The organism is Mycobacterium sp., assembly GCF_019247635.1.
In the GTDB taxonomy this organism is placed as follows: Bacteria; Actinomycetota; Actinomycetes; order Mycobacteriales; family Mycobacteriaceae; genus Mycobacterium.
Genome location: NZ_JAFBAR010000101.1, coordinates 43,102 through 56,389, shown reverse-complemented (window position 1 = coordinate 56,389; position 13,288 = coordinate 43,102). Strand labels below are relative to the sequence as shown.

At 67.9% G+C, this 13,288-nt stretch carries 8 protein-coding genes and 1 pseudogene; 5 read left to right on the top strand and 4 right to left on the bottom strand.

Annotation, left to right across the window (positions count from 1 at the left end; all coding sequences use genetic code 11):
- Positions 1-204: pseudogene (locus tag JO236_RS16695) on the top strand (LLM class flavin-dependent oxidoreductase); the annotation flags it as partial.
- A 32-nt stretch (positions 205-236) separates the two neighbouring features.
- Here the strand turns inward: JO236_RS16695 and JO236_RS16690 are convergent.
- Positions 237-4,154 (bottom strand): diguanylate cyclase domain-containing protein, encoded by a 3,918-nt coding sequence (locus JO236_RS16690; RefSeq protein ID WP_293332571.1) that lies wholly within the window; start codon positions 4,152-4,154, stop codon positions 237-239.
- 116 nt (positions 4,155-4,270) lie between these two features.
- Positions 4,271-4,699 (bottom strand): HIT family protein, encoded by a 429-nt coding sequence (locus JO236_RS16685; RefSeq protein ID WP_293332562.1) that lies wholly within the window; start codon positions 4,697-4,699, stop codon positions 4,271-4,273.
- A gap of 53 nt (positions 4,700-4,752) precedes the next feature.
- On the opposite strand from JO236_RS16685, the gene JO236_RS16680 reads away from it, so the two are divergent.
- The 3 genes from JO236_RS16680 (at position 4,753) to JO236_RS16670 (ending at position 8,245) form a co-directional block, all read left to right on the top strand.
- On the top strand, positions 4,753-6,150 hold the full coding sequence (locus JO236_RS16680) for an amidase (protein WP_293332558.1): 1,398 nt from the start codon (positions 4,753-4,755) through the stop codon (positions 6,148-6,150).
- Between the two features lie 75 nt (positions 6,151-6,225).
- Positions 6,226-7,329 carry an adenylate/guanylate cyclase domain-containing protein gene (locus JO236_RS16675; protein ID WP_293332555.1) on the top strand — a complete coding sequence of 368 codons (1,104 nt, stop codon included), beginning with the start codon at positions 6,226-6,228 and terminating at the stop codon, positions 7,327-7,329.
- A 361-nt stretch (positions 7,330-7,690) separates the two neighbouring features.
- The gene (locus JO236_RS16670; RefSeq protein ID WP_323802165.1) at positions 7,691-8,245 is read left to right on the top strand and encodes a hypothetical protein; all 555 of its coding nucleotides are present in this window, start codon (positions 7,691-7,693) and stop codon (positions 8,243-8,245) included.
- 7 nt (positions 8,246-8,252) lie between these two features.
- Here JO236_RS16670 and JO236_RS16665 read toward each other — a convergent pair whose 3' ends face one another.
- On the bottom strand, positions 8,253-10,190 hold the full coding sequence (locus tag JO236_RS16665) for a serine/threonine-protein kinase PknH/PknJ (RefSeq protein WP_293332549.1): 1,938 nt from the start codon (positions 10,188-10,190) through the stop codon (positions 8,253-8,255).
- A 187-nt stretch (positions 10,191-10,377) separates the two neighbouring features.
- Between JO236_RS16665 and JO236_RS16660 the strand changes: the two genes are divergently transcribed.
- Positions 10,378-10,611: a hypothetical protein gene (locus JO236_RS16660; RefSeq protein WP_293332546.1), complete on the top strand. Its 234-nt coding sequence runs from the start codon at positions 10,378-10,380 to the stop codon at positions 10,609-10,611.
- Between the two features lie 9 nt (positions 10,612-10,620).
- Here the strand turns inward: JO236_RS16660 and JO236_RS16655 are convergent, their stop codons facing one another.
- Positions 10,621-13,227, bottom strand: a complete 2,607-nt coding sequence (locus JO236_RS16655; protein ID WP_293332543.1) for an FHA domain-containing protein — start codon at positions 13,225-13,227, stop codon at positions 10,621-10,623.
- Positions 13,228-13,288 lie beyond the last annotated feature (61 nt).

Below are 13,288 nucleotides of genomic sequence, written 5' to 3'. Positions count from 1 at the left end.
CAGCACATCGTGGACGGCGCATTGCGGCGGGCCGTCGTCGGCTCACCGGCCGAAGCCGCCGAACAGCTGACGGCGCTGGCGGACCGGTTCGGCGTCGACGAGGTGATGGTGCACCCGGTCGCCTCCGCTCACCGCGGCACCCGGGCCGCCACCGCGCCCGCGCGGGTCGCAACGCTGGAGCTGCTGGCCAAGGAGCTCTTCTAACTCGCGCCGTGCCGGCGCTCGCCGTCGCCGAGCTAGTCGGTCACCGCAGCTTGCTCAGGTTTGTGCGAAGCGGGACCGGGCGCGTGGCTGGTGATCCAGTGCGTCATGTCGTCGGCGGGTAGCGGCGGGCTGTGCACGAAGCCCTGGGTGATGGTGCAGCCGTACAGCCGCAGGGCGTTCAGCGTGGCCTTGTCTTCGACTCCTTCGGCGACGAGGTCGGCCCCGAGACTGTGCGCCAACGCCACGGTGGAGCGCACGATGGCGACCGATCGCGGATCCTGGGCGAGCCGCGCCACGAATATCCGGTCCAGCTTCAGCTCGTCGACCGAGACGTCCTGCAGGCGCGCCAGCGACGACCACCCGGTGCCGTAGTCGTCAAGCGAGATACGAACACCCAGACGGCGCAACGCGGCGACCGTGTTCCGAGACCGCGTCGAGTCGACCAGGGTGCTTTCGGTGATCTCGATGATCAGGGCGTCGGCGGGCAGACCGCGGCATTGCAGCAGTTCCTTGATGGTGCCGACCAGGTCGAGGTCGAGCAGGTTAGTCGTGGACAGATTAACCGCGACGGTCGTGGCGATGCCCTGCGCGCGCCAGGACGTGATCTGGTCGAGGGCGACGTTGACGGTGCGGTTGGCGATCATGCGCATCAGTCCGGCGCGCTCGGCGGCCGGCAGGAATTCCTCGGGAAGCAGCAACCCGCGGCTGGGATGGTGCCAGCGCAGCAGCGCCTCGACGCTGTGCACGCTATCGTCGCGCGCGTTGATCTTGGGCTGGTAGTGACAGCTCAGCTCGTCGCCCAGCAACGCCGCGCGCAACTCCTCGATGAGGTGGGGGTCGTTGTCCCGGTACAGCTCATAGGCCGAGTCGTATACGGCGATCTTGCTTTTGGCGGAGATGGCGTGGGGAATCGCCGTCTCGGCACGGGACAGCAACTCCTGAGGATGGTCACAGTGGTCGGGGTAGAGCGCGATGGCGATGCGGGCATCGACCTGCACGGTCATCGGGTCCAGCGCGAACGGTTCGGCCATCGCCTCGAGCAGCCGACCCGCCTGGGCACGCGCGGCGATCAGGTCGGAACCCTCGGCCAACAAGATCGCGAATTGGTCGTCACCCACGCGGGCGAGCAGATCGTCCCGACGCACGATGCTCGCGAGTCGCTTTGCGATGTGGCTCAACAGCTCATCACCGAAGCGCTGCCCCACCGAATCGTTGATCTCTTGGAACTCATGGAGTTTCACCAACAGCAATGACCTGCGCGCGGGCAGGCCGACCCGTAACAACGCACCCGGCGAGCTGGAGCCGCACACCGCCGTCAGGGCCGTCGCCAGCGCGCGTCGATTGGGCAGCGCGGTCAAGTCGTCGGTCATGGCGTGGTTGTGCCTTTCGGCCAGCAGACTCACGTCTCGGAAGGTCACGGAAAACCGCGCGGCAACTGCGATCAGGCTCAGCGCGGCCAGCGACGCCGCGAGCCGTGAGTTGGGGCCCAGCACCGTGACGGCCAGCGCCACCACGGTGCACGCCACCGGCGCGGTGTAGGAGCCGAGTCCGCGTCTGGGCAGGGGTGCCGCCGACGACCACGGTGCCCAGCTGGCTATCGCCACCAGCAAGGACGCCGCGGGCCAGCACGCGTCGAGCAATGTGCCGACCCGGTAGGTGCCCGCGGACGTCTCGAACAGATACGCGGTGTCGGCCGCCGCGAACAGAATGAACCCGGCCGACAGCAGACCCCAGCGGGACTCGTTGCGCCAGCCGAGGATCGGCAGCATGCCGGCGGCCAGAGCCAACAGGACCAGATCGCCCAGCGGGTAGACCACACCTACCAACACGGTTGCCGGGGTGCGGGTCGCGGCGGTGTGGATCGGCCCCGCCGCGAGAGCCGCGGCCACGGCGGCCATCGCCAACCCGCAGACAAGCGAGTCGAGCCGCAGCGGAACCGGAACCCGCTTCAGGCGTGCGCGCATCAGCAACAACAACCCCGCGTAGGCCAACGGATAGAACGCCAAATAGGCGGGATCGGCCGCGGACGGCGACTGGCCGTCGGGCACCGACGCGGCGTAGATGACATCGCCGATAGCCGAAGACGCCATACCGGCAGCGATCAGGCTCCACGCCGGGCGATCCGCCCTGATGCGGTACGCGCGACCGGCGATCAGGGCGGCAGCCGACAAGTTCAGGGCTGGATACAAGATATCCACGCAGAACACATTGTTGCCGGAATGCCGGCTCAGCATGCTCGACGCGGTGAACACAATCAGGCCGACGGCGAACACCGCCATGCCGATTCGGACCGACAACGGCGGCCACTGAATCGCGGGGGGCGCATCGGCCGGATGGTCGCGTGTCGTCGGGGCGGCGTCGGCGAACGCCCGCAGCGCCCGCGGTCGCCGTTTGTCCTCGGCGCCGGCCGGCGACGCGCCCTGCGGCGCAGACGCGGCTTTGATGACGGATATCGCCGATTCGGTGAGCTGCGGCAATGCATAGGGCAGTGGCAGGTCGGGTACAAAGCTGCGGATGCATTGGCCGCCTTCGCGTTTGGCGGCGTACATAGCCAGGTCGGCGTGCTGGAGCAGGTCTTCGACGGTGTAATTCGATCCCGCAGTGGCCACCGTGAATCCGATACTGGGACGCACGGCCAACGGCACACCGTCGATCACGATCGCCGCGGTGAAGGAGTCGAGGACGCGCTGCGCCGCCGCTTGAGATTCCTCGACGGGACCCTCGATGAGCACCGCGAACTCGTCCCCGCCCAGCCGTGCCGCGGTTCCCGTTTCACCCAGCGCGGCCGTGATCCGGCCGGCGACCCGGACAAGAAGCTCGTCGCCGGCCGGGTGACCCAGCGCGTCGTTGACGGACTTGAAGTTGTCCAGGTCGACGCACATGACCGCGATCGGTTCGGCCTCCGGACTGCGATGGGCCACGGCCTGCTCCAGCCGCTGCAGGAAGTGCGGCCGGTTGGCGAGCCCGGTCAGGCTGTCCCGGAACGCTTCCCGCGCGACTTCGGATAACAGGCCCTGGTTTTCGATGAGGACCACGAGTTGCCGGGCGAGCACCGCGGCCACCAGGATGCCGAGCGCGGCGGGCATCGGTTCGTGCTCCATCTGGCGTAGCGTGTGGCCAAGTTCGACGCCGGCGGCCAGCAGCAACGGCAGGTACGGCAGCCACAGCCGCGCGCGCGACGTGATGGCGGCCGGCGGCGCTGCCGGGGGTTCTTTGACGCTGGCCAGCGCCGCCAGTGCCAGCATTCCCAGCCCGGCCACCCGGGCCAGGTCCAGCAGGTCGCCGGTGTGCAGGCTACCGACCCCGGCGTGGAACACGACCACGATGTCGGCACCACCGATCGTCCCAATCCCGCCGGCTAACAGCTTCAGGCTGCGCCGTCCGCCCGGACGGGCCCGCGACAGGGTCAGGATCGCCGTCGTGATGACGACGACATCGGTGAAAACGTGAATCAGCGTTGCAAGCTGCCCGGTATTGCCTTCGCGGACCAATTTGCTGAGGATGAATACCCACGACGCCACGAACAGCGAACTCGCCACGATGACGCCGTCCAGCGCCAGTTGCCATCGGCTGCGGTGCGTGCGCTCGGCCAGCAGCAGCAACGACGTGATGGCGCCGAAGGGGTACAACAGCAGCACAACCTCCGCCGCCGCCGGGTGGGCGGCGTGGTCAACGTCCGGGCGCACGTCGTAGAGCGCCCAGATGACCTCCCCGACCGCCCACCCCAATAGGGCCGTTGTCAGCGCCAGCCATCCGAGTCTGCGGCGCCCGGCCGCGAACCATGTCGCCCTGCCGGCGCACGCCGCGGCGAAGCCCAGGCACAGCACCGAGATCAGCTGATCGACCCGCCCCGGCGCGTAGACCCCGTGCCACCCGAACACCCACGAGGTGACCACCAGCGCCGCGGCGAGCCCATATCCCGCGATGACGGAACAACTGGCGGCGGCCATGTTCAGGCCGGACAGCGGGCACGAGATTGCCGCCCAGCGCTTCATAGCCGCTCCACCCTGAATCCCTACTTTGCGGTAACTAGCAGAATAAACTCCGCGGGCCCGTCCGGCTGGCCTTACTTACCGGAATCGATGCGTGCCAACGCCGCGCGCAGGATGCGGCCGGTGGATTCCCCGTCGGCATCGCGGCGCAGCAACATGCCCGTGGCCAGCGACAATTTGTCGCCGTTGCGGCGCGGGAGGACGTGCAGGTGGATGTGGGGCACCGTCTGGAACGCGGCGCGGCCGTCGTTGATCCCGATGTTGGTCGCGTCGGCCAGTTCGGTGCTACGGGCGGCCAGTGCGATCCGTTGACCGATGGTGACCATGCCGGCCAGCGTCTCCGGCGGCGTATCGCTGAGGTCCGCGGTGTGTCGTTTGGGCAGCACGAGGGTGTGACCTCGGGTGAATGGGCGGCTATCGAGGATGGCCAGGTAACCGTCGTCTTCGTGGATCCGGATGGCCGGGGCCTCCCCGGCGACGATCGCGCAGAACACGCAGGACATGCCGTCACGGTACCGGCCCCCTGTCTGCCTGGGGCAGCGGATACGCTGCGGCGGTGGACGCTAGCGACCTGGCATTCGCCGGCGCGGCCGCACAGGCTCGGATGCTCACCGGCGGCGAACTCACCGCGCCGGAACTGCTCGAGGTCTACCTGGGCCGGATCGGGCGCCTGGACAGCGAGTTGCGCAGCTATCGCGTGGTGCTGACCGACAGCGCCCGCGACGAGGCGCACGCGGCGCAGGAACGTCTCGACGCCGGTGAGCGGCTGCCCCTGCTCGGCGTGCCGATCGCCGTCAAAGACGACGTCGACGTCGCCGGCGAGGTGACGACCTATGGCAGCGGTGGCCACGGTCCGGCCGTGAGCTGCGACGCGGAAGTGGTGCGCCGGCTGCGCGCGGCGGGCGCGGTGATCATCGGCAAGACCAATGTGCCGGAGCTGATGGTGTTTCCCTTCACCGAGTCGCTGACGTTCGGTGCCACCCGCAACCCGTGGAATTCCGGCCGCACGCCGGGCGGCAGCAGCGGGGGCAGTGCGGCCGCCGTCGCCGCGGGGCTGGCTCCGTTCGCACTGGGATCCGACGGCGGTGGCTCGATCCGGATCCCGTCGAGCTGGTGTGGCGTGTTTGGCCTGAAGCCGCAGCGCGACCGGGTCTCGCTGGAACCGCACGACGACGCGTGGTACGGCCTGTCTGTCAATGGGCCGATCGCGCGGTCGGTGGCCGACGCGGCGCTGTTCCTCGATGCGACCGCAACGATGTCCGGTGCCCCGGCCCCGCAGGGTGAGTTCCTCGCCGCCGCGGCGCGCGGCCCCGGCCGATTGCGAATTGCGTTGAGCACCAAGGTGCCAACGCTGCCCGTCCGGGTCGGACGGCGTCAGCTGGCCGCGGTCGACGAGGCCGGTGTGTTGCTTCGCGAACTGGGGCACGACGTGGTGGTCCGCGACCCGGAATATTCGGTGCCTGCGATGTACGCGAACTTCTTGCCCCGCTATCTGCGTGGCATCTACGACGACGCGGACGCGCAGGCCCACCCGGAACGACTCGAAGCGCGCACCCGCAACATGGCGCGTCTCGGCTCGTTCTTCTCGGATCGGCGGATGGAAGCCGTGCGCGCCGCCGAGGGAGCCGTGAGCGCCCGGATTCAGTCGATCTTCGACGACGTCGACGTTGTCGTCACGCCGGGCACCGCCAACGGCCCGTCCCGCATCGGTGCCTACCGGAACCGGGGCGCGATCTCGACGCTGCTGCTGGTGGCGCAGCGGGTCCCGTATTTCCCGGTCTGGAACCTGACCGGCCAACCCGCCGCGGCAGTGCCGTGGGACCTCGACGACGACGGCTTGCCGATGTCGGTCCAGCTCGTCGGCCGGCCGTACGACGAGACGACGTTGCTGTCGCTGTCCGCGCAGATCGAAGAAGCCAGGCCGTGGGCCCACCGGCGGCCGCGGGTGTCATAACTGGCCGGCCGACGGCTGCGGGAGGTGCTGCAGTCATCGGGTACATGAGCGCGTGTCCCGTTATACGTTGGGCCTGTGCACGAAGACCTGCACCCCGACCTTCTTGACGGCTTGGAAGGTCCGGCGCGCGCCGAGCGCGCCGAGTTGATCGAATGGCTGCTCGAGCAGGGCGTCACCGTGGAGGAGATCCGCGCGACCAACCTGCCGATCCTGCTGGCCACCCGCCACCTGGTCGGTGACGACGGGACGTATGTGTCCACGCGGGAGATCAGTGAGAGCCACGGAATCGACCTGGGTCTGCTACAGCGCGTGCAGCGCGCGATCGGGCTGGCCAGGGTGGACGACCCCGATGCGGTCGTGCACATGCGCGCCGACGGTGAGGTGGCCGCATACACCCGGCGGTTCATCGAGCTGGGGCTCGATGCCGATCAGGTGGTGCTGGTGACGCGGGTGCTCGCCGAGGGGCTGTCACACGCGGCCGAGGTCATGCGCTACACCGCGCTGGCCGCGATCATCCGCCCCAAGGCGACCGAGCTGGAGATCGCCCAGGCGTCACGGGCGCTGGTGAGTCAGATCGCGCCCCTGCTCGGCCCGATGATCCGGGACATGCTCTTCATGCATCTGCGGCACGCGATGGAGACCGAGGCGATCAATGCCGCGGAGCGGGCCGCGGGTCAGCCGCTGGCGGGGGCGCGCGAAATCACCGTCGCCTTCGCCGACGTCGTCGGCTTCACCCGGTTGGGCGAGGTGGTATCGCCCGAGGAGTTGGGGCAACTGGCCGGGCGCCTGGCCGACCTCGCCCGTGACATCACCTCACCGCCGGTGCGGTTCGTCAAGACGATTGGTGACGCGGTGATGCTGGTGTGTCAGGACCCGGTGCCCCTGCTGGATACGGTGCTGAAGCTGGTCGAGGTGGTCGACACCGACAACGACTTTCCCCGGTTGCGGGCCGGCGTTGCCTCCGGGATGGCCGTGAGCCGGGCCGGCGACTGGTTCGGTAACCCGGTGAACGTGGCAAGCCGGGTGACCGGGGTGGCCCGGCCGGGCACCGTGCTGGTGGCCGACTCGGTCTGGGACGTCGTCGGCGACATGGGCATCTTCGAGGGGTCGTTCGCGGGTCCGCGCCGGCTCAAGGGCATCAAGAACGACGTCAAGCTGTTTCGGGTCCGCCGGGGTTGACGCGGGCGCGTAACTGGGCGCGTACGCGGCGCATACCAGCGCGAGCAGACGCAAAGTCACCCAATTTGGGCCCCACATGGTGTTTTTGCGTCTGCTCGGCGGAGAAAACCGGCCCTACACAAGTGGGCAGGCCCGGTGGACACTTGGGGCGCTTGGCACCCGTCTTGCGCGGGACCTGCGCGGCCGGATCTCACCCTGTCTTCCGGCACTTTGAATCGGTCACTTCCGGGCCTGCTTCGTTTCCAAAAGTACAACGCCCGACGGCTGATATCAACGGGTTTCCGCACGGCCAGCGGCCGTGAGTTCACCGTCAGTGAACGCCATTCCCTTGCTGCTGTAACAGTGTAATTATGTAATCATGATGAAACACCACCACGAACATGGGCGACGGTATGGGCGCCCTGGCGGATGGCAACAAGCCCAGCAACCCGACGCCAGCGGCGCGCCGGAGTGGTTCGCCGGCCGGTTGCCCGAGGACTGGTTCGACGGGGACCCCACAGTGGTCGTCGACCGGGAAGAGATCACCGTCATCGGCAAGCTGGCCGCAGCCGAAGAGACAGGGGACCGCACCGAAGGTCGGGTCTCGCGCTTCCGCGAAGAAACCCGTTCCGAACGGATGAACATCGCCGACGAAGCCCAGAATCGCTACGGCCGCAAGGTTTCCTGGGGCGTCGAAGTCGGCGGCGAGCGCACGCTCTTCACCCACATCGCGGTCCCCGTGATGACGCGATTGAAGCAACCCGAACGTCAGGTGCTCGACACGCTGGTCGATGCCGGTGTCGCGCGGTCGCGGGCCGACGCGCTGGCATGGTCGGTCAAGCTTGTCGGCGAGCACGCCGAGGAGTGGCTGGCCAAGTTGCGCACCGCCATGTCAGCGGTCGACGACCTGCGCGCCGAAGGGCCGGATCTGCCCTAGGTCCGGGTCAGGACAGGCTGTTGATCTTCTTGACGATCTGGTCTGCGATCTGGCTGCCCTGGTTGTTGATCTTGTAACCGCATGCGTTGATGTCGACGACCACATTGTTGGCCACGCTCAGCGCGCGCTGGCACGCCCATCCGTCAGCGCCTTCCTGGGTGCGCGTCATCCAGATGTTCGGTGTGTTGCCGTTGAACGAAGAGAACGTCCACCGATAGGTCTTGCCGTTGCTCGTGATCGTGATCGTTTTACTGGCGCAGGCTTTCCATTTGTCCACCGAAGACTGCACGAAGGCCGTGGCTTTGTCGGCGGACGGGAAGCTCACCACGGACTCGTCGACCAAGTGCTCGTAGTTGTCCCCGGGCTCAGAGGAGATCAGGCCGCTGATTGCCGTGTAGCCGGTGCCGGAGTAGGTGGGCTCCTGGCTGGTGTAGAGGGCTCCCTGGCATTCCGGGCTGGACAGCGTCACCGGCGAGGTGTCCATCGCTGTGATGGGTTTTCCGGCCTGCATCGTCGACGATCCCATGGCGGTGTTGAGTTCCGGGTTGGTCAGCAACAGGCCGGCGAGTCGGTCCTCCGCGATCGGTTTCGGTGGCGGCGATGTCGAGGTGGGCGTCGTGCCGCCGCCGCTGTCTCCGGTGAACATCACGATGGCCGCCGCACCGACGACGACAACCAGTAGCACGCCGGCGACGGCGGCGATGATGGGCCATGGGTTGCGCGGTTTCCGGGGCTGGCCCTGGTTCCACGACGGCGCGCCGGCGAACTGTTGCGCTGACGGTCCGCTCGGGGGCTGGCCGCCCCAGCCGCCACCTTGGTACTGCGGAGTGGGCCCGCTCGGCGTCGGCACCGGTCCGCTGGACGGGGCCCACGAAGGGCCCTGCGACGGCTGCGGGCCCGATCCCGCGGCGGCCGGCATCGGCCCGGAACCGGGATAAGAGTAGGGCGTGGGCGGAGGCGCGGGTGGTGGGGTATTGCCGGTCGGCATCGACGGGGCCAATGCGGTGCCGGCCATCGTCGCCGCGGGAGGCGGCGCAGCGTCCGGTTGCGGACCGAGCAGGGTGGCCTCCTGGCTGCGCCGCACAATTTTGTCGGCGTGGTCCTGGTCGGGCGTGCTGAGCGCCTCGTGGGCGGCCAGGGCCAGATCGCTGGCGCTGGCGTAGCGGTCTTCGGGCTTTTTGGCCATGCCGCGCGCGATCACACCGTCGAGCGCTTTCGGGATGCCGCTTCGGACCGTGCTGGCCTGCGGGATCGGGTCCATCAGGTGGGCGGTGACCAGCATGCTGGCGCTGTCGGCGCGATACGGCGGGGCCCCGGTCAGGCACTCGTGCAGCACGCAGGCCAGCGAGTAGATATCGGCGCGGTAGGTGACCTCGTCGTTGGAAAACCGTTCGGGGGCCATGTATTTCCACGTGCCTACCGCGGTGCCCAGTTGGGTGAGTTTTTCGTCGCTGGTGGCGCTGGCGATGCCGAAGTCCACCAGATAAGCGAAGTCGTCGCGGGTGATCAGAACGTTCTGGGGTTTGACGTCGCGGTGCATGATGCCGGCGGCGTGGGCGGCGTCCAGGGCCGAGGCGACCTGGCTGATGATGGCCACCGCGCGGGGCGGGGTCAGCGGACCGAAGCGTTTGAGGATGCTGTCCAAATCCACGCCGTCGATGAGGCGCATCTCCAGGAACAGCTGGCCGTCGATTTCCCCGTAGTCGTGGATGGGCACGACGTGCGGTTCCTGCAAACGCCCGGTGGTGCGCGCTTCGCGCTTCATCCGCTCGCGGAACACCGGATCCTTGCTGACGCTTTCCGACATCAGCTTGACTGCGCAGGGCCATTCCTTGACGGTGTTCTCGGCCTCGTAGACCTCGCCCATCCCGCCGCGGCCCAGTAGCCGCTTGAAGTGATAGGGCCCAAACGTCGTTCCCACCCGCGAGCCCTGCTCGTCGCTCATCTGACCCTCCAAACCAAGGTTGGACTCGCCGACCATACCAACTCGCGGCCGATCGCGAACGATCCCATCGCAGCACGTCGCGAGGTCCCCCGCAAAGGATTCCAAGGATTTTTCAAGGAAGCAGTAAGTGGGTGGGCTCAACCTCTATTCAGGCGCCCAACCGTGGGCGCACCAAAAGGGGAGAAGGATGCGCACCACCACCGGGACCGACCTCAAGGCCAAGCCGCTTGCCGGGGCCGTTTTGGCCGCGCTGGCCGGCCTGATCGGCGGGCTGGCGCTGGCGTCGACCCGGCGCGCGAACGCCCGGCGTGCCTGGTCGTTCGTCGTTTACTACGTCGGCTATCGGGTGCTGTCGGTGCAGGTGTCCTGCCAGTCGGTGGCCGTCAGCAGCTTCCCACTGGTACTGAAGTACGCGACCTGACCGGTAGCCTCACTTCGCGGCCTTGCGTTGCGGGTCGATTCGCCGCAGCCGTATCCAGAGCAGAATGATCAGCACCACGGCCTGCACTGCGCACGCGCCCAACGCCATCAGCCAGGTCTGGCTCGAGTAGTCCCACAGTGGATCTTCATCGCTACCCAGACTCCGGCGCAGGTCGTTGAGATCGACGGTCGAGGCGCCCATCGCGAAGGCCCACCGCGATGGCGACAGCCACGCCAGCTGCTCCAGCGGCGGCCGGCCGGCCACCCCGAACATGCCGCCACACAGGATGAGTTCGGCCATCACGACCAGAACGAGCAGCGGCATGCCCCGGTCGGCGTTGCCGATGATCGCCGAAATCAACAAGCCGATGATCATGGAGACGACGGTGACCGCGACGACGGCAATAGCGATTTCGACCCTGGGGAAAGGACCGCCCAACGGGCAGATGTGGCCCTCCGGGCACGGGAGCAACGCCGACTGATCCGGTCCTGGCCGGAACAGGGCTCCGAGGAACCCGACGATCAGCCCCTGTGCGGTGGTCAGAGCGGTCAGCACCACCAACTTCGAGGCAAGATAGGCCCCGCGCGACAGGCCGATGCCGTGTTCGCGCTGGTAGATAGCTCGCTCCTTGACGATTTCGCGGATCGATGCGGCACAACCCATCAGTCCGCCGCCGATGATCAGCAACACCAGCAATTGCGAGGGTTGCCCGGATCTGGCCGTCTCCGCCTTGGACAGCGACAATCCGGCGTTGCCCGGGACCGCGTACGCGAAAAGACTCAACAGCAGCGGCAGGATCAGCAAGGTCACCGCATACTGCCGGTCGGCGGCGATGACCGCCAGGTACCGGCGCGACAGGGTGACGAACTGTGCGAAGGCGCTCTGCTGACGCGCCGCTTTTGCGGGGGCCTGGCCGTCGGGCTGTGCCGGCTTCACGGCGGGGCGGGGGCCGGTGAGGGATTCGTGCAGGGGTGAGGCGACGAACTTGCCGGTCCAGTCGGTGGCGGTGTCGTGTTCGAGCAGGTTGAACAGGTCGGCGAAGTCGCTGCAGTTGAAATAGCTGAGCGCCTTCTGCGGCGGGCCGAAGTAGGCCAGGCGCCCACCGGGCGCCAGGATGAGCAGCCGGTCGCACAGGTTCAACTGAGCGGTGTTGTGGGTGACCACCACCACCGACCGGCCGTCGTCGGCCAGGCTGCGCAGGGTCTGCATGACCGACTTCTCGTACCCCGGGTCCAGACCCGAGGTTGGTTCGTCGAGGAACAGCAGCGAAGGTTTGGTCAACAGCTCGAGCGCGACGCTGGTGCGTTTGCGCTGACCGCCCGACAGGCTGTCGATGCGCTGGTCGGCGTGCGCGGCCAGCCCGAGCTCGTTGAGCACCTCGTTGATGCGCTCCTTGCGTTCCTTGGACGAGACGTCCTGCGGGAACCGCAGCCGCGCAGCATAATTCAGCGCGCGCCGCACAGTTAGCGGCGTGTGCAGGATGTCGTCCTGCGGCACGAAGCCGATCCTGTGTCGCAGCTCGGCGTAGTTCTTGTAGAGATCACGGCCGGCGTACTGCACCGAGCCCGTGCTGGCGGGCCGGAATCCGGTCAGCGCACCCAACAGCGTGGATTTGCCGGCGCCGCTTGGCCCCACCACCGCCATGAAGCACCGCTCCGGCAGCGCGAAGCTGACGTCGGTGAGCAGCACCTTGCCCTTGTTGGTCTCCACCCGCAGGCTGGATGCCTCGTAGGAGATGTCGCCGGTGTCGACGTACTCGACCAGCCGGTCACCGGCGAGGTGCAGCAGTTGGTGGCCGATGCCGACGACGTCGTCGGGTCCGATGACGGCGCGGCTGATCCGATTGCCGTTGACGTAGGTTCCGTTGGCGCTGTTGTTGTCGACGAGCTCCCACTGGCTGCCCGAGCGCCGCAGCATCGCATGGCGGCGCGACACCAGCAGGTCGTCGAGGACGACGTTGTTATCCGGCGCGCGGCCGATCGTGACAAGCAGCTGGTCGATCGCGTGCACCGCCGTCGGCGGCCGGGCGACGGTGGTCTGACCCATCGAAGCCGGCGGCGTGGGCGGGTGTTGAGCGGCCGGCACGGGCTGGGCAGCTGGCGGTTGCTGCTGCGGTATCGGGCGTGGCTGTGGCGGCGCTTGTGGCTGTGGCGGCGCTTGTTGCGGCGGGGGTTGCATCCGGGTGGGGACCTGCTGTGGGGCGGGGGGCTGCGGCGGTTGCGGCGGGCGGGGCGGCTGGACAGGCTGTACAGGCGGAGCGGGCGCTGCCGGTGGTGCGGGTTGGGCAGGTTGGGCTATCGGAAACAGCTGCAGCATCTCGCCGGAGGACGCGGAACCCAGCACCACCGTGACGGGCTGATGAATCGTCACCCGCTCCACCCGCTGCCCGTCCACGAACATCCCGTTGTTGCTGTGGTTGGTCAGAACCCAACCCGCGGGCGTGGGCTCGAGCACCGCATGGTCGCGCGACACCCGCGGATTCTCCAGGCGCACATCGGCCTCGTTGGCGCGACCGATGGTCCACCTGCGACCGGCGGTCGCCTGCCAGGTGCGTCCGCCGGCCCGTAGCTCGAGTCGCGGTTGATTGTTGGTGATCATTTGCGTCGCCTCGTCCATCCCCAGCCTCCGGTGCCTTTGTGCGGAGCCGCCACTTCAACTAGATGAGAAAAACCCAAAA

Bases quoted from the DNA above. Each gene is read 5' to 3' on its own strand.
- JO236_RS16690 (WP_293332571.1), bottom strand. From the start codon at position 4,154: ATGGCCGCCGCCAGTTGTTCCGTCATCGCGGGATATGGGCTCGCCGCG.
- JO236_RS16685 (WP_293332562.1), bottom strand. From the start codon at position 4,699: ATGTCCTGCGTGTTCTGCGCGATCGTCGCCGGGGAGGCCCCGGCCATC.
- JO236_RS16670 (WP_323802165.1), top strand. From the start codon at position 7,691: ATGAAACACCACCACGAACATGGGCGACGGTATGGGCGCCCTGGCGGA.
- JO236_RS16665 (WP_293332549.1), bottom strand. From the start codon at position 10,190: ATGAGCGACGAGCAGGGCTCGCGGGTGGGAACGACGTTTGGGCCCTAT.
- JO236_RS16660 (WP_293332546.1), top strand. From the start codon at position 10,378: ATGCGCACCACCACCGGGACCGACCTCAAGGCCAAGCCGCTTGCCGGG.
- JO236_RS16655 (WP_293332543.1), bottom strand. From the start codon at position 13,227: ATGGACGAGGCGACGCAAATGATCACCAACAATCAACCGCGACTCGAG.